We start from the raw sequence: 18,412 nt of genomic DNA on the forward strand, positions 1-18,412 counted from the left end.
CCCGTCATCACCCACGAATACCCCCTCAGCCAAGGCCTGGAAGCCTTCGAAACAGCCAGGAACTCCGCCACATCAGGAAAAGTACTCCTCAACTTCCAACCGGAATAGCACGATAAAGGACGCCCTGGTTCTGGCTGGTTCTGGGCGTTGTCAGCTCCGGCGGACGGGAAGGAACACCCGGGGCTGGTCCGTCCACGTTCCGGACAGCCGGGATGTGGTGCGGCGCATGATCTGTTCAGAAGCGGCCCGGGCCGTGGCGGCGTCCCCGGCGGCAACCGCTTCGGCGAGATCGACGTGCCACTGCAGCGCCCCCTCATGGGGGTGGTCCGGCATTAGTCCGTGGACCGTGCGCCCCGTCAGGGTCTCCGCCACCTGCCCCATCAGGTTGGCGAACATTTCGTTCCCCGATCCGGAAAGCAGGACCGAGTGAAAGGCGATGTCCAGCTCCAGGAACTTCTGCGCGTCCCCGGAGTGGCCGGCGTCGCGCAGGGCATGGGCAATGTCCACCAGCTCACGCCGGAGCTGTGCCGGGGCATTGTTCGCGGCCAGCTCGGCAGCTGCGGGCTCGACGGCGGAGCGCAGTTCGATCAGTGACCGCAGCTGGGCGCCGCGGGCGTCGCTGGACAGCCGCCAGCGGATGACCTGGGAATCGAAGGGGTTCCAGCGGCTCGGCGGCAGCACGCGGATCCCCACCCGCTTGGTGGTTTCCACGAGGCCCAGGGACTGAAGGACCCGCACAGCCTCGCGGACCACGGAACGCGAAACCTGCAGTTCTTCCTCAAGATGCTCGGCCAGCATGATGTGTCCGGTGGGCAGCTCGCCCGTGATGATCCGGGTGCCAAGGTTCTCAATGGCACGGTGGTGCAGGCTGGTCGACATGGACTCAAGCCTAAACTGGGATTGACTGGCCCCGTTCCACAAAGTGGGCACCGCTTCCCTCATGCCGATTGAATATATATGCTTTATTAGGATCCATCGGTTCGTGACAGCATGCTTCGCAGCGAACGCGGAGCCATCTGCACATCCATTGCACAACGAAATTGGAGTTTTGATGTCTGCACACATCGGTGTCACCGGCCTTGCGGTGATGGGCGCTAACCTGGCCCGCAACCTGGCCCGCAACGGCTTCACCGTTGCCCTGCACAACAGGTCCGTCGAAAAGACCGACGCGCTGCTCGAAAAGCACGGCACGGACGGCGACTTTGTCCGCACCGAAACGCTGCAGGAACTTGTTGACTCGCTGGAGAAGCCCCGCCGCGTCCTGATCATGGTCAAGGCCGGCAAGCCGGTTGACTCGGTCATCGAGCAGCTTGAACCCCTCCTGGAAGCCGGCGACATCATCATCGACGCCGGAAACTCCCACTACGAGGACACCCGCCGCCGCGAAGCCGCGCTGGCGAAGAAGGACCTGCACTTCGTCGGCATCGGCGTCTCCGGCGGTGAGGAAGGTGCCCTGAACGGCCCGTCCATCATGCCCGGTGGTTCCAAGGAGTCCTACGACGCCCTCGGCCCGCTGCTCGAAAAGATCTCCGCGCACGTCGACGGCAAGCCCTGCTGCGCCTGGATCGGCACCGACGGGGCCGGCCACTTCGTCAAGATGGTCCACAACGGCATCGAATACGCCGACATGCAGGTCATCGGCGAAGCCTTCGACCTCCTCCGCTCCGGCGCCGGCATCGAACCCGCAGACCAGGCCAAGATCTTCGAAGAATGGAACAAGGGCGAACTCGCCTCCTTCCTGATCGAAATCTCCGCCGAGGTCCTGGGCCACGTTGACACCCGCACCGGCAAGCCGTTCGTCGACGTTGTGGTGGATGCCGCAGGCCAGAAGGGCACCGGACGCTGGACAGTCATCTCCGCGCTGGAGCTTGGTTCCCCGACGTCGGGCATCGCCGAGTCGGTCTTCGCCCGCGCCCTGTCATCACAGTCCGAGCAGCGCAAGATCGCCCAGGAGCTCCTCGCCGGTGAGGAAATCGCCGTCGACGTTCCGGACACCTTTGTTGAGGACGTCCGCCAGGCGCTGTACGCGTCCAAGCTGGTTTCCTACGCCCAGGGCCTGGACATGCTGACTTCAGCAGCCAAGGAATACGGCTGGGACCTCAAGCTGGACGAGATCGCTTCGCTGTGGCGCGGCGGCTGCATCATCCGTGCAGAGCTGCTCAAGGAAATCACCAACGCCTACGCCGCCGAAGACAAGCCGGCCAACCTGCTGTTCGCCCCGGCGTTCACCAAGGCCATCGCCGAGGTCCTGCCGGCATGGCGCCGCGTGGTCTCCACCGCCGTCCAGCTCGGCATCCCCGTGCCGGTCTTCTCCTCTTCACTGGCCTACTACGACGGCCTGCGCCGCAAGCGACTGCCGGCCGCAGTGATCCAGGGCCAGCGTGACCTCTTCGGCGCGCACACCTACGGCCGCGTCGACGCTGAGGGCACGTTCCACACCTTGTGGGGCGAGGACAAGTCTGAAATCGAAGCAGTGGACACGCACTAATCCCCATGCTCTGATTGCATCAAGCTGCAAACCCTGCGGCCGGCACTTCCCGGATATTCTGGGAGCTGCCGGCCGTTGGCGTTTCCGGCAGCAGCCGCGGTGTCCGTCCATACCAAGGAGTCAGAATGCCCAAGCCAGTCGCATTTGTTACGGGAGCTTCCACGGGTATCGGCTTCGAGGCGGCGAAGAAGCTCAGCAGCCATGGCTTCATCGTCTACGCTGGCGCCCGCCGCGTGGACAGGATGGAGCCGCTGAAAGCGCTGGGCGTCCAGGTCCTGGCACTGGACGTGACGGACGACGACTCGATGCGTGCCGCCGTCGGCCGTGTCCTGGAAGAACGAGGGCGGATAGACGTTCTGGTCAACAACGCCGGCTACGGGTCCTACGGGGCGCTGGAACAGGTGGACCTGGCCGAAGGCCGGCGCCAATTCGAAGTGAACGTCTTTGGCCTTGCCAGGATGACCCAGCTGGTCCTGCCGGCCATGCGGAGTGCGGGCCGGGGCAGGATCATCAACATCTCGTCCATCGGCGGAAAATTCTACGAACCCCTCGGTGCCTGGTACCACGCCACGAAGTTCGCCGTTGAGGGCATGAGCGATGCGCTGCGGCTGGAACTCAAGCCGCACGGCATCGACGTCGCCGTTATTGAACCGGCAAGTACGCTCAGCGAATGGGGCCGGATTTCCGCTGACGGGCTGTTGGCCAGCAGCGGCGAGGGGCCGTACGCCGCCCAGGCAAAGCACATGGCGGATGTCCTGGCGTCCACGGACAGGCCGGAGACGTCAACGCAGCCAGCGGTGATTGCTGCGGCTGTACTGCACGCGGCCACGGCTGCGCGTCCCCGGACCCGGTATCCGGTGGGCAGGGGAGCGGCAGCCATTCTGGGCCTGCGGCGCGTCCTGCCGGACCGGATCTATGACGCGGTGGTCATGGCAGTCCTGAAGCGTGTTGCCGGGTAGAGGCTGCAGTAACGGATCAGATCCGGTATTCGATGTCGTACTCGGCCGGATCCACTGCGGGTTTGGTTTCGCGCTGGGCATCGCGGTGGCGCCACTTGGCGGGCACTCCGGTGACAATCGATTCCGGCGGCGCGTCCTTGACCACCACGGCGTTGGCGCCCACGGCGCTGTCCCGGCCGATGGTGATGGGTCCCAGGATCTTGGCCCCGGCACCGATGGTGACCCGGTCCTCAATGGTGGGGTGGCGCTTGACCTTGGCCAGGGAGCGGCCGCCCAACGTGACGCCGTGATAGATCATCACGTCTTCGCCGATTTCGGCGGTCTCGCCGATGACCACACCCATACCGTGGTCGATGAAGAAGCGCCGGCCGATCGTGGCGCCGGGATGGATCTCGATTCCGGTCAGGAAGCGGCCCAGCTGCGACACCAGCCGCGCCGGGAACCGCAGCCCCGGGCTTTGCCACATACGGTGCGTCAGCCGGTGGATCCAGATGGCGTGCAGCCCCGAATAGGCGAAAAAGTTCTCAAAAGAACCTCGAGCCGCCGGGTCGTGTGACCGGGCGGCGTCGAGGTCTTCCTTCAGTCTTGCGAAAAAGCCCACAAAGTTCTTTCTACAGGAAACGGGGCGACAACGGACTGATCAGCCGCGGATGTCGTCATAGAGCACGGTGGAGATGTAACGCTCACCGAAGTCGCAGACAACCGCCACGATCAGCTTGCCGGCATTCTCCGGACGCTTGGCAAGTTCCAGGGCACCCCAGACGATGGCGCCGGAGGAGATGCCGCCGAGGATGCCTTCCTTGACGCCAAGTTCACGGGCGACGCGGACGGAATCCTCCAGGGTGGCGTCCAGGACTTCGTCGTAGACGTTGGTGTCCAGGATTTCCGGGATGAAGTTGGCGCCGATGCCCTGGATCTTGTGCGGCCCGGGAGCGCCGCCGTTCAGGATGGCGGAGTCCTTCGGTTCGATGGCCACAATCTGGACGTCAGGATTGCGTTCCTTCAGGACCTGGCCGACGCCGGTGACGGTTCCGCCGGTGCCGATGCCGGCGACGAAGATGTCCACCTTGCCGTCGGTGTCGGACCAGATTTCCTCGGCGGTGGTGGTGCGGTGGATCTCAGGGTTGGCCTCGTTGGCGAACTGCTGGGCCCAGATGGAGTTCTCCGTGTTGGCCACGATTTCCTGGGCCTTTTCCACGGCGCCGCGCATGCCCTCGGAACCCGGGGTCAGCACAATTTCGGCACCGAACGCGCGCAGCATAACGCGGCGTTCGGTGGACATGGTCTCCGGCATGGTCAGGATGACCTTGTAGCCGCGGGCAGCGCCCACCATGGCCAGGGCGATGCCGGTGTTGCCGGAAGTGCCTTCAACGATGGTGCCGCCGGGCTTGAGGGCGCCGGACTTCTCGGCGGCGTCAACGATGGCCACGCCGATGCGATCCTTGACGCTGTTTGCCGGGTTGTAGAACTCCAGCTTGACGGCCACAGTGGCGCCCAGGCCCTCGGTGAGCCGGTTCAGGCGGACCAGCGGAGTGCCGCCGACCAACTGCGTTACATCGTCATAGATCCGTGCCATGTAGATATGCCTATCTCTCAAGAGTGAATGCTGAGGTCAGCCTAACGATGGCTGAGCGGCGCTGCTAAGCATTAAGCCATGCAGAGTAATATTTCCTGGCCTTGGCGAGCTTGGGATTGATGATCACCTGGCAGTAGCCCTGCTCGGGATACTTGGCGTAGTAGTCCTGATGGACCTCCTCCGCGGCATGGAACCGCGGCAGCCGGCTGACCTCGGTCACAATCGGGTGCGACCACAGCGCCTGGTTCCGTTCGATGGCTTCCTCGAAGAGAATCTTCTCCTCGGTGGTCTCATAGAACATGGACGAGCGGTACTGGGTGCCGACGTCGTACCCTTGGCGGTTGAGCGTGGTGGGATCGTGCAGGGCAAAGAACATGTCCAGGATGACCTCGGCCGGAATGACGGCCTCGTCAAAGGTGACGGCCACAACTTCGGCATGGCCGGTGGTCCCGCCGCAGACGGAGTAGTAGTCGGGGTACGGGTCGTGGCCGCCCGTATAGCCGGAAACCACCGAGCTGACGCCTTTGGTTATCTGGTAAACGGCGTCAAGGCACCAGAAGCAGCCTCCACCAAGAACAAAAGTTTTCATGACCTCTTCAATGGTTGAGTGCCCCGGATGATTCCCTGACCACCTTACGAGACTGTGACACATGCGGGCCAGATGGCTCCATGGGGTAAAAATGAGACTATGGAACCTGTGAACACCGGCGTTACAGATGCGGACAAGCACGACGACGGCACCCTTACCGGGGAGGACGCTGCAGCGGATGGTCCAGCTGCTCCCACGCTGGGCCAGGTGCTGCTGGCGGTCGAGGAACTCTGGCCCGAGTCCCTGGCCGAAAACTGGGACGAAGTTGGGCTCGTGGCCGGCCACCCCTCAGCGCCCGTTACCAGGGTGATGTTCGCCGTTGATCCCACGCTCACGGTGATCGAGGAAGCCGTGGAATGGGGTGCCGAGCTCCTGATCACCCACCACCCCTTGCTCCTCAAAGGCGTCACGTCGGTGGCCGCCACCACTGCCAAAGGGCAGGCCATCCACCGTCTCATCGAGTCCGGCACCGCTCTCCTGACCGTTCACACCAACGGTGATTCCGCCGTCGGGGGCGTTTCCGACGTCCTGGCTGATGCGCTGGGACTGGAGGGCGTTGTCCCGCTGACCGTTGCCGCAAACGGCCTGCCCGAGGAAGGCATCGGACGCGTGGGTGATCTGGCGGACGTGATGAGCCTGGGCGATTTCGCAGCCAGGGTGTTCGGCATCCTGCCGTCGGTGGCCGGGGGAGTCCGCGTGTCCGGGGATAAGGATGGGCTGGTGCGGCGTATTGCGGTTTGCGGCGGGGCCGGGGATTCCCTGTTTAACGAAGTGCGGGCCAACAACGCCGACGTCTATGTCACCGCCGACCTCCGGCACCATCCGGCGTCCGAAGCCCGGGAAGCGGCAGTGAACGGCCGGCCGTACCTGATTGACGTTTCGCACTTCGCCAGCGAATGGCTCTGGCTGCCCGCCGCTGCGTCGGCACTGGGCAATGTGCTCGCCGATCAGGGCCACGACGTCGAGATCCAGGTAAGTACCACCAACAGCGATCCGTGGGACTTCATTCTGACGCCGGGCTAAGCCTGGCGTGCGAACTCCGGAGCCGGTGGGGACCTGTCGAGCCTGGGGAGCACGCTAGGCGCTAGAGTCTATAGAGCGCCGATACGGTGCCCGGCTTCGGCCGGATTGGATTTAGCGGAGGTAAATAGTGGCCAAGGCAGCACCGGCGGAACAGTTGAAGTTGCTCGAACTGCAGGGGCTGGACGCAAAGCTCAAGTCCCTCTCCAACCGCCGTCGCGCCCTGGAAACTGATCCTCGGATCGAGGACCTGCAGTCAGCCCTTTCCGTCGCCAACGGTGAACTCGGCTCCGCCAAGATGGCCGTCCATGACGCCGAGGCCGAGCTGAAGCGCGCCGAGGCCGACGTCGAACAGGTCGCCTCCCGCATCGAACGCGACGAAGCCCGGCTCAACAGCGGAACAGGGCTGTCAAAGGACCTCGTGGCCCTGCAGAAGGACATTGCCTCCCTCAACAAGCGCCGGTCCGACCTTGAAGACGTGGAGTTGGAAGTCCTGGAACGCCTGGATTCGCTGCGCGAGCGCCAGGCTGCCCAGCAGCTCATCGTGGACAACGTCCAGGGCTCGTTCGGAGGCATCCGCGCCGAACTCGATGAGGCCCTGGCCGAGGTGGCCGCTGAAGCGACCGTTGTCCGCGGCAAGCGTGCCGAATTCGCTGCAGGACTCGACGCCGGGATGCTGGCTATTTACGAAAAGACGCTCGCTAAGCGGGGAGTGGGCGCCGCCCGGTTGTTCCACGGAACCTCTGAAGCCTCCGGCATGAAGCTGAGCCCCGGAGACCTCGCAGAAATCAAGGCCGCCGCCGAAGACGACATTGTGTTCTGCCCGGACTCCGGCGCCATCCTCGTGCGCTCCGCCGAGTGGAACACCCCCGCCCCAACTGCCTAGCAGCCCATGTAAGTAGCACTAACTGTCGTTTTGAACGTTCAAAACGACAGTTAGTGCTACTTAGTTGGGAAGGATGATGTTCAGGGCGTGCGGTTTCCGCGCTGAACCGTCAACCAACTCCGCGTCCCATTTCTCGCGCGCGGCCTTCAGCAGCTGTACCGGGGTCTGCGGGGCGTTGCCGCGGCGGGCAAGCAGGTGCCGTGCCAGCTCGCCGCGCGTGTGTTTCGCGAAGTGGCTGACCACCTTGCGCACCCCGTTGACCTCGGTGAACACGTTGATGGCCACCGTCTGAGCCGGCGGTGGTGCCCATGCCACGGCATACGTGCTGGAGCGGCAGTCCACGAGCAGATGCCCGGACACCGACTCCGCGAGGGCTTCCGAAAGCTGCGGCTTCCAGAACGAGGCGAGGCGGCCGACGTCGGGCAGTGCCGTTCCCATCGACAGCCGGTAGGCGGGCACACGATCGGCGAAGCGGATGGCACCCCACAGGGCCGAGATCACGAGCACCGAACCATCGGCCTTCCGGCGCTGCGCCGGGGTCAGCGTTTTGTAGCCGAGGGCGTCGTACAGAACGCCCGAATAAATCTGGTGCGCAGGGGCCGCCGGTTCGGCGTGGAGCCGGGTGTTGCGTTCGACGTCGTCCTGCAGTGATGCGCCGACGCCGAGCAGCGCGAGGGCATCCTCATGTGCACTCACCGTCCCCAGCGCTTCCAGGACCTTGGCCCGGTAGGTGTTGAGTTCAGGAAAACTCAGTGACGGCCAGTCGACGGCGGACCCGCGGACTGCGGGGGTCTTGCCTTCGGAGGGGGGAAGCAGAATCAGCACCGTACGATCCTACCGGCGACTGAGGGGCCTCCTTCCGGCGGTAGACTGGCTGCGGATGGGTTGACCAGGCGGCCGCGCGTCACGCAAGTGGCTCGAGGAACGTCCGGGCTCCGCAGGGCAGGGTGGTGGGTAACGCCCACTCGGGGTAACCCGCAGGCCAGTGCCACAGAGAACAGACCGCCTGCGTCTTCCGGCAACGGAAGCTCAGCAGGTAAGGGTGAAACGGTGGTGTAAGAGACCACCAGCTTCCCGGGTGACCGGGAAGGCTAGGTAAACCCCACCCGGAGCAAGGCCAGACAGGACACGTTTGAGGGCTGCCCGCCCGAGTGTCCGGGTAGGCCGCTGGAGGGCGTCGGCAACGGCGTCCGTAGATGGATGGCCGCTACTCCCGCGCTGGTAACGGCACGGGAGCACAGAACCCGGCGTATCGGTCAACCCATCCAACACCACCCGCCGGGCACCGACGCGCCCCGCATGTGAGTGATTTCACGCCGGTTGCGGCGGTCCGCGGTGTCGCTCCAGCCTAGAATAGAGAGCGAACGTAGAAGTTCTGCCGCCGGGTCTGCGTTCGCAGCCGGTGGCTTTTCTTTACGCTTCTCCACGGCACCCGGGATGGACCGCATCCTGCCGGTGCCAGAGCCCCTGGACAACATCAGGTGGCCGCCAACCGCGTACGACGACGTATGCGGCTGAACCGAGGAAGGTAGTTCTGTGAGCCAGACGTCAGATTCTTGTCTTGATACGTGGATGGGCCGGGAGGCTCTCGCCGAGGCCATGATTCCGGTGATTGGCCGGCTGTACCGCGAAAACAACGTGGTGACCAGCATTCACGGCCGCAGCCTGATCAACAAGTCCACTATGAACATCCTCAAGGCGCACCGTTTCGCCCGCCGCATGAGCAACACCGAGCTCCTGCTCGAAGAGACCGCACCGCTGCTGAACATCCTGGCTCAGCTGGAGCTAGGTGCGGCGGCCATCGACGTCGCCCGCCTCGCGGAGAAGTTCAAGGCAGAAGGCGACGGCGCCACCCTGGAAGAGTTCCTCCGCGCCGAGCTTGCCGAGGTAGTAGGCAGGCGTGGTGGCGATGACCGCACCAGCACCGACGTTGTGCTCTACGGCTTTGGCCGGATCGGCCGCCTGCTGGCGCGCCTTCTCATCGAAAAGGCCGGCGGCGGCCACGGCCTGCGCCTGCGTGCCATCGTGGTGCGCCGCGGCTCGGACAAGGACCTCACCAAGCGCGCCAGCCTTCTGCGCCGCGACTCGGTCCACGGCTCCTTCGAGGGAACCATCCGCGTGGACGAGGACGCCAACACCATCACCGCGAACGGTGTGCAGGTCCAGGTCATCTACTCGGACAACCCCGCCACGATCGACTACACCGCGTACGGCATCCACAACGCCCTGGTGGTGGACAACACGGGCCGCTGGCGCGACGCTGAGGGCCTGTCCCAGCACCTGCAGAGCAAGGGCGTTGCCCGCGTTCTCCTGACTGCCCCGGGTAAGGGCGCGCTGAAGAACATCGTGCACGGCATTAACCACGGCACCATCGAGGACACGGACCAGATCGTGTCCGCGGCGTCCTGCACCACCAATGCCATTACCCCGGTCCTGAAGGCCATCAACGACAAGTTCGGTGTGATCCACGGCCACGTGGAGACGGTCCACTCCTTCACCAACGACCAGAACCTGATCGATAACTTCCACAAGGGCGACCGCCGGGGCCGCTCCGCCGCGCTGAACATGGTCATCACGGAAACCGGTGCGGCCACCGCTGTGGCGAAGGCCCTGCCCGAACTGCTGGGCAAGCTCACGGGCAGTTCCATCCGGGTCCCCACGCCGGACGTCTCGCTGGCGATCCTGAACCTCAGCCTGGAAAACGGCACCACCAAGGATGAGGTGAATGATTATCTGCGTCAGATGTCCCTGCATTCGGACCTCCGCAAGCAGATTGACTACATCGATTCGCCTGAGGTTGTTTCCACGGACTTCGTCGGCTCGCGCCGTGCCGGCATCGTTGACGGCCTCGCCACGATCTCCAACGACAAGAACCTGATTCTTTACGTCTGGTACGACAACGAGTTCGGCTACAGCTGCCAGGTAGTCCGGGTTATGGAAGAGATGGCCGGTGTCAACCCGCAGGCGTTCCCCGCCAAGGAGGCCGCTGCGGCCTTGGCCGCAATCGCCGTCTAGGCCGTTTGCGGGCTGGCTGCCGGACATTCCCGGCTGGTTCGCTGGAATCAGCCGGGAATCGGGACCACACTGGTGGCATGGATAACGAAACTCTCCACGAGACCACCCTTGAACACGCCCTCGACGTCGCCAGGGCCAACCACAAAGAGGCCATCAGGCTCCTGGAGCAGGCCCGCGCGTCCCGGGCTTCCGGCGACGTCGGCGACGACCGCGTGCGCCAGCTCGAAGGGCTCCTTCAGGTTGCCGAAGAAGACCTGCGCCGTGTAGTCCGGGAGCAGTAGCCGGCCATAGCAGTAGGCGGATGTCCCGGGCCACTCGTCCTCCCCATTGTGGATAACCGCATGGGTGTCAGTGGGGTGGCCTAGGCTCTTCTGGTGCATTACATTTCAGGAAGAGCCGGTTGCCCATGACCGTCAGCTGGCGTGCCTACCGCCGTGCCCGCCGCCGCTCGAGGCAGGCCTGGGCTCTACTGGCGGTGCTGGCCGTGTCGGCAGTGGGCTCCGCGGGGTGGTTTTTCACCGCGGGCCAGTTCGCTGTGGCAGAACCGGCAATCGCCGGGCCCCGCGAGGCGCCTGTTTTCGACGGGACCTGGATGAAGCCCGTGATCCCGGTGCACGCTGTACCGCAGGGGAGTGCCCTGACCGCCCTCGAGCGGCTTTCCGTCAAGGGACGGGCTCCCAAAGACAATTACCAGCGGGAGGCCTTCGGGCAGGCCTGGCTGGACGTGGACCGGAACGGCTGCGACACCCGCAATGACATCCTCCGCAGGGACCTCACCGCTGTGGGCTTCACGGAGGGTTCCAAATGCAAGGTAGTGTCAGGGTCCATCCATGAGCCGTACACGGGCAAAGCCATGTTGTTCCGGCGTGGCCCGGAAAGCAGCAAGGAAATCCAGATCGATCACGTCGTGGCGCTCAGTGACGCGTGGCAGAAAGGCGCACAGGGGCTGACCCCGCAGCAGCGCCAGAGCCTGGCCAACGATCCGTTAAACCTCATCGCCGCGGACGGTCCTGCAAATCAGCAGAAGAGCGCAAGCGACGCCGCCACCTGGCTGCCGAAGAACAAAAACATCCGCTGCCATTACGTGGCCCGCCAGATCTCGGTGAAGGCATCCTATGGACTGTGGGTCACGCAGCCGGAGAAGGATGCGATGAAGCGCGTCCTGGACTCCTGCCCGGACCAGCGAACCATTACTGCGAGGTAATGCGTCGGCTCAGTGGCCGAACGGGTCCGGATCCACACCGGGCATCCAGGTCAGGCCGGGCACACCCCAGCCGCTCTTCTTGGCCAGTTTCATGGCCTTCCGTGCATAGCGGTCAATCAGCCGGTTGACGTAGAGCTTTCCGTCGAGGTGGTCGTATTCGTGCTGGATGACCCGTGCGAACCATCCGGTCGCTTCGAACTCCACAGGCTGCCCATGGCCGTCAAATCCTTCCACCCGCGCCCACTCCGCACGCTTGAGCGGGTATGCGCCGCCGGGGAAGGAGAGGCAGCCCTCTTCCTCTTCCTCGGGGTCCGGCAGCGCGCCAGAGATCTTGGACAGGGTCAGTACCGGGTTTACCAGGACCCCGATGGGCGGAGCGCCGTCGTCATTGGCGTACTTGTACACAAAGATTCTTTTGCCCACACCGACCTGCGGCGCCGCCAGGCCCACGCCGTTGGCGGCCTCGTTGGTTTCAAACATGTCCGCGATCAGGGTGCGCAGTTCGTCGTCGAAAACCTCCACCTCGGCGGCGCGGCGGTGCAGCACCGGTTCACCCCAGACGGTGATTGGCAGAACTGTCATGTCAGGCGGCCCTTCGTGCGTGCGGCGTGGCGCCGGCGGTTATGCAAAAAAATGGAGGCCGTACCGGATATCCGGTACGGCCTCCAAATGGACGGCTTTCACTGCCGCCCTATGAGGGTGAGCTACGGGGGTTGAACCCGCGACCTCCTGGACCACAACCAGGCGCTCTGCCAACTGAGCTAAGCCCACCATGCGCCCCACAGATTTCCCGGTAGTCCGGTGCTCTGGAAAGGCAACTCAAATAGCTTACCTGCTGTTTGAGGGTGCTTGCGCCATTTTTGGGCTTTTTGCGAAAATTTCCGCCAAACGTGGCGCAGATTACTCTTTCGGAATACCTGCTGTGCCCGGCGAGGCAGTGATGCGCTGGGCGACTTCACGGGCCGTGGCGCTGTCAGGCCCCGGAGCCGGAACGAAAACCGCCTCGCGGTAGTAGCGGAGCTCGTCGATGGAATCCTGGATGTCACCCAGGGCGCGGTGGCCGCCCTTCTTGGCGGGGGACTGGAAGTAAGCCCGGGCGAACCAGCGGCGGGAGAGTTCCTTAATGGTGCTCACGTCGATCACGCGGTAATGCAGGTGCTCCACAACGGCCGGCATGTCGCGGGAGAGGAAGACGCGGTCGGTCCCCACGGAATTGCCGCCCAGCGGTGCCTTGCGCGGGTCCGGCACCCACTTTTCGATGTATTCCATCACGGCGGCTTCGGCCTCGGCCATGGTCTTGCCGTGCGGCAGTTCCTTGAGCAGCCCGGACCGGGTGTGCATGTCCCTCACGAAGTCGTTCATCTGGGCGAGGGCCGCATCCTCAGGCTTGATCACCACGTCCACACCGTCGCCGAGAATGTTGAGCTCTGAGTCCGTCACCAGCGCCGCCACCTCGATCAGGGCGTCGTTCTTGATGTCCAGGCCGGTCATTTCGCAGTCGATCCAGACGATGCGTTCGTTAGATATAGGCACCGGACCAGCCTACCGTTTAGCTCCGGCGCAACCGTCCGATGCTAGGATTTCGGGTACATGGGGCGAGGATTTTGCCGCTGTGCGGTGTCTGCGCGGCCCGGGCGGCCACAGCCGCCCGCGGGACTGAAGCGCCGAGTGTAAAGAGATTGGACGATCCTAAGATGACGGCGCCTGTGCCTGCAACGGGGGAGATGGCGGCCAGCGTGATCCCGGAGCCCGGTGCGGCAGAAGTGGATAACGCCAGGTCCCCCATCCTTGCCGGTCTTGTCGGCTCGGTGCTTATGGTGTTCGGATCCCTCGGCGTCGGCTGGCTGGCCCCCGTTTCCGAACTCCGCCGCGTACCGATCTTTATCTGGATGCGGACGGAGGCCATCGGCGTTGCCCTGGCCATCGTGCTGGTTGCGGTAGGCGGCATGCTCCTGGTCCGCTCCTGGCTGAGGCTCGGCCAGCGGGTCCGCGTATGGGGGCCGGCGGCGCGAAAGGCAACGCTGCAGGCCATCGCAGCATGGGGCCTGCCGTTGATGTTCACCGTCCCGCTCTTCAGCCGCGACGTGTATGCCTACATTGGTCAGGGCAGGCTGATGGTGGAGGGGTTCAACCCCTACGAGAACGGCATCTCGGCGTTGTCCAACTATTTCCAGCTTGGCGCCGACAAGCAGTGGACTGAAGCTCCCGTGCCGTACGGCCAGCTGTTTCTGTGGATCGAGCAGTTTGTGGTCTGGTCCACCAACGTCCAGCCCGAGGCCAGCGTGATGCTTTTCAGGCTCGTGGCGCTGTTTGGTGTGGTCCTCTGTGTCATCTACGTGCCCAAGCTGGCCGAGCTTCACGGCGTCAATCCGCACCGCGCCTTGTGGCTCACCGCGGCCAACCCCCTGTTCCTCACCAACTTCATCGCCAGCGTCCACAACGACGCCCTCATGATCGGGTTGGCCCTTGCCGGGCTGTATTACGCGGCCACCAGGCGCGTGGTGCTGGGCATAGTCCTCGTCACCCTTTCCATCGCCGTCAAGCCCATCACCATCGTTTTCCTGCCGTTCATCGGCCTGATCTGGGCAGGCAAGAACGCCGGCTGGCCGCGGAAATTCCTGTTCTGGGGACTGACCGGAGGGCTGAGCCTAACCATTCTGTACGGCCTGAGCCTCGTCAACGGGTTCGGCTTCGGCTGGATCAATGGGCTGTCCGCCCCTGGCAGCCTCTTCATTTGGTACGCGCCGGTGGGCTTGGTGGGGCTGATGGTCGCTTCCGTTTCGAACGCCTTCGGCCTCGACGGGTGGACGCTCGCCGACTGGGTGTTCGACGCCGGCAAAATACTTGCCGTAGGCATCGTCGCCTTCCAGATATTCAGGGGTGAGCATGAGCGGCTGATCCGCCGCCTCACCTTGGGCTTTGCGGCCATTGTGGTGCTGGCGCCGATGATCCAGGCCTGGTACGTGGTGTGGCTCATCCCGCTGTTCGCGGTGACGGGCATCCGCAATGACTGGCAGGTCAAGGCCCTGTATTTCATCGTATCGTTCTTCATGATCTACGCCATTTCTGACCAGCTGGAGGTATTTCCCTACCTCCAGACCGAGGACCTGGGACTTGCCCTGGTCCTGGCCCGCTTCGCGGCGGCGATTACCGGCCTGCTTTTTGCCATGTACCTGATCTTCATGGATCCAGACACCAAAGGGCTTTTCCGGAAGTCGGCCGAACCGGTGACCGAACGCCCCGTTATCTAGTCTCCGCAGGCGCGGTTATCCGGCGCCGGTGATTCCCGCCGTCGTGCCCTGTTCCAGATGCCGCAAGGCTTCCTTCCGGGACAGCGGACTCAACCGCGTACCCTTTTCCACCACGAAATCGTGTACCCACTCCGGGTCCGTTTTGGCGTATTCACAAAGCGCCCAGCCAATGGCCTTCCGGATGAAAAACTCCGGGTCCGCCAGGTTCGGCTCAATGACAGCCCGCAGCAGGTCCTGATCCGTGCTGGCCTTGGCCTTCAACTGCGAGGTGATGGCCGACCGCCGGATCCAGAAGTCCTGGTCCGTGCTCCAGGCCAGCAGGAGTTCGGTCATCATGGGCCGGTGGGCCTGCAGAAGCCCGCCGATACGATGCGACACCCCATCCACGAAATCCCACCACGCGCCGGTGCGGATGATCTCCTCATAGACCGGGAGCATCAGCTGGTCACGGGCCACCAACCGGAGGCTTGTCAGGTCAATGGCCGCATAGCGTTCCTCGCATACTGTGGAGCCGCGCCAGAGTTCCAGCACCGTGGCCCGCAACTGGCCCGCCGACGTAACGGGGTGGACGGAAGCAGCGGCCAGCGCCAGCCGCCTGACTTCCGGGACTCTGACGCCCAGTGACGGCAGGGTGGACTTCATATACGCCTGCGCGCCAGTGGCCCGCACCGGGTCAGTCCGCTCCCGCAGCGCCGCGCGCACGGCATCCAGCAACTCGCGGTTCGGAGTCTCCGTACCTGGAGCATCCGTGACCGGTGCGTCCGTGTCCAGCGATTCGTCATTCGGCGACATTCGGTCCATGGTGCAACTTTAGCGAGGTGCCGGCGGCGTGGATGTCGGCCGGTCCATCCTCAGCGGGACGGCTCTAGAGTGGGACCAGACAAACTGCACGTTCCCGTGAACCGTGCTACCCGACGTCGGAGGTTCCCTGCATGTCCATGATCAAGACTCCCGAGCAGATTGCCCTCATGCGCGAAGCCGGGCGGGTGGTGGCCAATACCCTGGCGGCGGTGCGTCAGGCCGCCGGAGTGGGTGTCACCCTGCGTGACCTCGATGCGCTGGCCGCGGAGACGATTGCCACGGCGGGAGCCACACCGGCCTTCCTGGACTACCACCCGCGCTGGGCCGCAGTTCCCTTTCCCGGCGTGATCTGCACAAGTGTGAACGACGCCGTGGTCCACGGAATCCCCGACGGCTACAGACTCCAGGACGGTGACCTGCTAAGCGTGGATTGCGGGGCATTCCTGGAGGGCTGGTGCGGCGATGCGGCCGTCAGTTTCATTGTGGGAACACCCGATCCTGTGGACCAGGCCCTCATTGATGCCACGGATGCCGCCTTGGCCCGTGGGATCGAGGCAGCCCGGATCGGCAACAAAATGGGCGATCTTGCCTACGCGATCGGCGGCGCCGCGCGGCGGGCGGGCTACGGTCTGCTGGCTGACCACGGCGGCCACGGGATCGGCCGCACCATGCACGCCGAACCGCCGGTGCCCAACGACGGCAGGCCGGGACGGGGGATCAAGCTCACCGAGGGGCTGGTCATCGCCATCGAGCCTATGCTGATCCTTGGCCGCAAGGACGACTACTATCAGGACGACGACGGTTGGACGCTGCGTTCCGCCAACGGACGCCGGGCTGCCCACAGCGAACACACAGTGGCCATCACTGCCGATGGCCCGCTGATCCTTACGCTCCCTTAGGTCCGGTGAGGCTCAGGCGCACCATGGCCCGCCCTGGGACGGCGCTGCTGTCCACGGTGAACCCGGCGCGCAGGAAGAGGTTCAGCGTGCCGTGGTAAAGGTCTGCGGGTCCCGCGTTGGGCCGCTGCTCGCGGTCCACCGGGTAGCCTTCCACAACGTCGGCACCATTGAGCCGGGCATGCTCGACGGCGGCGCGCAGCAGCGCGGCTGCCACACCGCTCCGGCGGTGGCCGGCGGCGACCACGAAGCAGGTCACTGACCACACCCCGCCGGACGCATCCGGTGATGCTGTTTCGGAATCGGGCGGCCCTGGTTCCTCAGCCAGCCGCAGCATGCGGGAGCGAAGCACTCGGGGATAACAGGTCCGTGGCTCCACGGCACACCAGCCCACGGGCTGACCGTCGACGAAGGCGAGGACGCCGGGGGCGGGGGAGCCGCCGTCGAACCTTTCCTTCAACTGTGCCTTGCGGGCGGCCGGCCCCAGCGCGGAGTACTCCGGACCGGTGAGGGCAAAGAAGCGGCACCAGCAGCGGGGACGGCTCGCCGGGGCGGCTGAACAAGCGCTCGACGCCGTTCCACTGCGCCGCGGCCGTCGTCAGGCCGGGGGCGGGCCCGTCCGTCATGCTGGTCAGGCCGCCGACTCGGCGCTGGTCGGGTGTGCCACTTCGGTGCTGCGCCGGAGTATGACCTGGCCGGTTATCGGGGGCGATCCGGCATCGTCGGCGGACGGGCCGGCCGCGCTGCTGGCGGCCTGCCGTCCGATCTCCTCCAGGGGAAGGTGCACCGTGGAGAGGGCCGGCCGGAAATCGCGCAGAGTCTCAATATCGTCGAAACCGGCAACGGCGGCGTCGCGCGGGATCCGCAGTCCCTGGGAGCGCAGCGCGGCAGCGGTCCCGATGGCCATAACATCGTTGACGGCAAAGATGCAGAGCCGTTTTGTCGCGGTCCCGGGTTGGGACGCTGTGATCCGTGCAGCCAGGGCGAGGCCGGCCTCGAAGCCGCCCGCACGGGTGAAGTCCGTGCGGATGACGTCCGCGGCAGGCAGGCCGGCGCTGGCGAGGCCGCGCTGGAACCCACGGATCCGGTCGTCGGAGGTGAACAGCCCTTCCGGGCCGCCGACGATGACGAAGTCTTCTTCCCGCGACGCGGCCAGCTCGGTTGCGAGCTGCGCGGCCAGCTCCTCATTGGGCACACTCACCACGTGGTAGCCGTCCGCTGTCGCGGCCCCCACAATCCCGTGGCCGATCACGCCCACGTGGCCGCCGTTGCGGCAGTATCGGTCCAGTTCCGCAGCGAGTTCGGTGTTGCCTTCCAGGTCCTCGGTGCGGGAGGTCCGTGATCCTGCGATCACGATGGAATCGGCGCGGCGTGCGGCGAAGGCAGCCACGGCCTCCTTCTCACTGTCTGGAGCGCCCTCGGTGGTGGCCAGCAGCACCATCTTGTGCTGTTCCCTCGCGGCATCCTGGACGCCGCGGGCAATGGCTGCGAAGTACGGATCGGCAATGTCATGCACGATCAGCCCGATCAGCCCGGAGCTGGACTTGGCCAGCCCCTGCGCCTGGGCGTTGGGAATGTAGCCGAGGGATTCGGCGGCCTGGCGCACCCGGTCCGCAATATCCTTGCCGGGTATCCGGGCGGAGCCGTTCAGCACGCGGGAGGCGGTGGCCGGCGAAACGCCCGCCAGCCGGGCCACCTCGGTGAGGGTACTTGCAGCCACAACTTCT

At 64.8% G+C, this 18,412-nt stretch carries 19 protein-coding genes, 1 tRNA gene and 1 other RNA gene; 10 read left to right on the plus strand and 11 right to left on the minus strand.

The annotated features are described in order from the left end of the window. Positions 1-150 precede the first annotated feature (150 nt). A complete protein-coding gene (locus NG698_RS09545) occupies positions 151-879 on the minus strand; it encodes a FadR/GntR family transcriptional regulator (protein WP_252601543.1) in 729 nt (242 codons plus the stop codon). 172 nt (positions 880-1,051) lie between these two features. Between NG698_RS09545 and gnd the strand changes: the two genes are divergently transcribed. Next, positions 1,052-2,488, plus strand: a complete 1,437-nt coding sequence (gene gnd / locus NG698_RS09550) for an NADP-dependent phosphogluconate dehydrogenase (RefSeq protein ID WP_104060870.1) — start codon at positions 1,052-1,054, stop codon at positions 2,486-2,488. A 125-nt stretch (positions 2,489-2,613) separates the two neighbouring features. Continuing rightward, positions 2,614-3,447 carry an oxidoreductase gene (locus NG698_RS09555; RefSeq protein ID WP_252601540.1) on the plus strand — a complete coding sequence of 278 codons (834 nt, stop codon included), beginning with the start codon at positions 2,614-2,616 and terminating at the stop codon, positions 3,445-3,447. A gap of 16 nt (positions 3,448-3,463) precedes the next feature. Here NG698_RS09555 and epsC read toward each other — a convergent pair whose 3' ends face one another. The 3 genes from epsC to msrA all read right to left on the minus strand — a co-directional run bounded on the left by epsC (position 3,464) and on the right by msrA (position 5,612). Beyond that, entirely contained in the window at positions 3,464-4,048 is a 585-nt protein-coding gene (epsC, locus tag NG698_RS09560; protein ID WP_252601539.1) for a serine O-acetyltransferase EpsC, read from the minus strand. Positions 4,049-4,087: 39 nt separating this feature from the next. Further along, positions 4,088-5,023, minus strand: a complete 936-nt coding sequence (gene cysK / locus NG698_RS09565) for a cysteine synthase A (protein WP_058932137.1) — start codon at positions 5,021-5,023, stop codon at positions 4,088-4,090. Positions 5,024-5,087: 64 nt separating this feature from the next. Next, a complete protein-coding gene (gene msrA, locus NG698_RS09570) occupies positions 5,088-5,612 on the minus strand; it encodes a peptide-methionine (S)-S-oxide reductase MsrA (protein ID WP_252601537.1) in 525 nt (174 codons plus the stop codon). 99 nt (positions 5,613-5,711) lie between these two features. On the opposite strand from msrA, the gene NG698_RS09575 reads away from it, so the two are divergent. Both NG698_RS09575 and NG698_RS09580 read left to right on the plus strand, forming a co-directional pair. Next, the gene (locus tag NG698_RS09575) at positions 5,712-6,635 is read left to right on the plus strand and encodes a Nif3-like dinuclear metal center hexameric protein (RefSeq protein WP_252601535.1); all 924 of its coding nucleotides are present in this window, start codon (positions 5,712-5,714) and stop codon (positions 6,633-6,635) included. 127 nt (positions 6,636-6,762) lie between these two features. After that, positions 6,763-7,518: a zinc ribbon domain-containing protein gene (locus tag NG698_RS09580; protein ID WP_252609452.1), complete on the plus strand. Its 756-nt coding sequence runs from the start codon at positions 6,763-6,765 to the stop codon at positions 7,516-7,518. A gap of 60 nt (positions 7,519-7,578) precedes the next feature. Here the strand turns inward: NG698_RS09580 and NG698_RS09585 are convergent, their stop codons facing one another. Then, on the minus strand, positions 7,579-8,343 hold the full coding sequence (locus tag NG698_RS09585) for a YaaA family protein (RefSeq protein ID WP_252601531.1): 765 nt from the start codon (positions 8,341-8,343) through the stop codon (positions 7,579-7,581). Positions 8,344-8,399: 56 nt separating this feature from the next. On the opposite strand from NG698_RS09585, the gene rnpB reads away from it, so the two are divergent. The 4 genes from rnpB (at position 8,400) to NG698_RS09605 (ending at position 11,737) form a co-directional block, all read left to right on the plus strand. Next, positions 8,400-8,786, plus strand: an RNA gene (gene rnpB, locus NG698_RS09590) — RNase P RNA component class A. A 268-nt stretch (positions 8,787-9,054) separates the two neighbouring features. Next, positions 9,055-10,533 (plus strand): glyceraldehyde-3-phosphate dehydrogenase, encoded by a 1,479-nt coding sequence (locus NG698_RS09595; RefSeq protein WP_308293026.1) that lies wholly within the window; start codon positions 9,055-9,057, stop codon positions 10,531-10,533. Positions 10,534-10,610: 77 nt separating this feature from the next. Continuing rightward, positions 10,611-10,814, plus strand: a complete 204-nt coding sequence (locus NG698_RS09600; protein WP_252609453.1) for a hypothetical protein — start codon at positions 10,611-10,613, stop codon at positions 10,812-10,814. A 125-nt stretch (positions 10,815-10,939) separates the two neighbouring features. Continuing rightward, a complete protein-coding gene (locus tag NG698_RS09605) occupies positions 10,940-11,737 on the plus strand; it encodes an HNH endonuclease family protein (RefSeq protein WP_252609455.1) in 798 nt (265 codons plus the stop codon). 9 nt (positions 11,738-11,746) lie between these two features. On the opposite strand, the gene def is transcribed toward NG698_RS09605, so the two are convergent. The 3 genes from def to orn all read right to left on the minus strand — a co-directional run bounded on the left by def (position 11,747) and on the right by orn (position 13,270). Then, positions 11,747-12,319, minus strand: a complete 573-nt coding sequence (def, locus tag NG698_RS09610; RefSeq protein ID WP_252599552.1) for a peptide deformylase — start codon at positions 12,317-12,319, stop codon at positions 11,747-11,749. 116 nt (positions 12,320-12,435) lie between these two features. Further along, positions 12,436-12,508 (minus strand) — tRNA-His (locus NG698_RS09615). Positions 12,509-12,637: 129 nt separating this feature from the next. After that, positions 12,638-13,270 (minus strand): oligoribonuclease, encoded by a 633-nt coding sequence (gene orn / locus NG698_RS09620; RefSeq protein ID WP_082575783.1) that lies wholly within the window; start codon positions 13,268-13,270, stop codon positions 12,638-12,640. Positions 13,271-13,431: 161 nt separating this feature from the next. On the opposite strand from orn, the gene mptB reads away from it, so the two are divergent. Next, positions 13,432-14,988, plus strand: a complete 1,557-nt coding sequence (gene mptB / locus NG698_RS09625) for a polyprenol phosphomannose-dependent alpha 1,6 mannosyltransferase MptB (protein WP_252609457.1) — start codon at positions 13,432-13,434, stop codon at positions 14,986-14,988. A 15-nt stretch (positions 14,989-15,003) separates the two neighbouring features. Here the strand turns inward: mptB and NG698_RS09630 are convergent, their stop codons facing one another. After that, positions 15,004-15,780 carry a DNA alkylation repair protein gene (locus NG698_RS09630; protein ID WP_374210091.1) on the minus strand — a complete coding sequence of 259 codons (777 nt, stop codon included), beginning with the start codon at positions 15,778-15,780 and terminating at the stop codon, positions 15,004-15,006. Positions 15,781-15,920: 140 nt separating this feature from the next. On the opposite strand from NG698_RS09630, the gene map reads away from it, so the two are divergent. Then, positions 15,921-16,688, plus strand: a complete 768-nt coding sequence (map, locus tag NG698_RS09635) for a type I methionyl aminopeptidase (RefSeq protein WP_252599549.1) — start codon at positions 15,921-15,923, stop codon at positions 16,686-16,688. Here the strand turns inward: map and NG698_RS09640 are convergent. Both NG698_RS09640 and NG698_RS09645 read right to left on the minus strand, forming a co-directional pair. Beyond that, positions 16,675-17,145 (minus strand): GNAT family N-acetyltransferase, encoded by a 471-nt coding sequence (locus NG698_RS09640; RefSeq protein WP_252609462.1) that lies wholly within the window; start codon positions 17,143-17,145, stop codon positions 16,675-16,677. The genes map and NG698_RS09640 overlap by 14 nt on opposite strands. A 171-nt stretch (positions 17,146-17,316) precedes the next feature. Next, positions 17,317-18,405, minus strand: coding sequence for a LacI family DNA-binding transcriptional regulator (locus tag NG698_RS09645; RefSeq protein ID WP_252609464.1), 1,089 nt, complete (start codon positions 18,403-18,405; stop codon positions 17,317-17,319). Between the last annotated feature and the right edge of the window lie 7 nt (positions 18,406-18,412).

Source organism: Pseudarthrobacter raffinosi, from assembly GCF_023913735.1.
Taxonomy (GTDB): Bacteria; Actinomycetota; Actinomycetes; order Actinomycetales; family Micrococcaceae; genus Arthrobacter; species Arthrobacter raffinosi.

Excerpts from the sequence above, each read along its gene's own strand:
- NG698_RS09545 (WP_252601543.1), bottom strand. The coding sequence starts at position 879 with ATGTCGACCAGCCTGCACCACCGTGCCATTGAGAACCTTGGCACCCGG.
- gnd (WP_104060870.1), top strand. The coding sequence starts at position 1,052 with ATGTCTGCACACATCGGTGTCACCGGCCTTGCGGTGATGGGCGCTAAC.
- NG698_RS09555 (WP_252601540.1), top strand. The coding sequence starts at position 2,614 with ATGCCCAAGCCAGTCGCATTTGTTACGGGAGCTTCCACGGGTATCGGC.
- cysK (WP_058932137.1), bottom strand. The coding sequence starts at position 5,023 with ATGGCACGGATCTATGACGATGTAACGCAGTTGGTCGGCGGCACTCCG.
- msrA (WP_252601537.1), bottom strand. The coding sequence starts at position 5,612 with ATGAAAACTTTTGTTCTTGGTGGAGGCTGCTTCTGGTGCCTTGACGCC.
- NG698_RS09575 (WP_252601535.1), top strand. The coding sequence starts at position 5,712 with ATGGAACCTGTGAACACCGGCGTTACAGATGCGGACAAGCACGACGAC.
- NG698_RS09600 (WP_252609453.1), top strand. The coding sequence starts at position 10,611 with ATGGATAACGAAACTCTCCACGAGACCACCCTTGAACACGCCCTCGAC.
- NG698_RS09605 (WP_252609455.1), top strand. The coding sequence starts at position 10,940 with ATGACCGTCAGCTGGCGTGCCTACCGCCGTGCCCGCCGCCGCTCGAGG.
- def (WP_252599552.1), bottom strand. The coding sequence starts at position 12,319 with ATGACAGTTCTGCCAATCACCGTCTGGGGTGAACCGGTGCTGCACCGC.
- mptB (WP_252609457.1), top strand. The coding sequence starts at position 13,432 with ATGACGGCGCCTGTGCCTGCAACGGGGGAGATGGCGGCCAGCGTGATC.
- NG698_RS09630 (WP_374210091.1), bottom strand. The coding sequence starts at position 15,780 with ATGTCGCCGAATGACGAATCGCTGGACACGGACGCACCGGTCACGGAT.
- map (WP_252599549.1), top strand. The coding sequence starts at position 15,921 with ATGTCCATGATCAAGACTCCCGAGCAGATTGCCCTCATGCGCGAAGCC.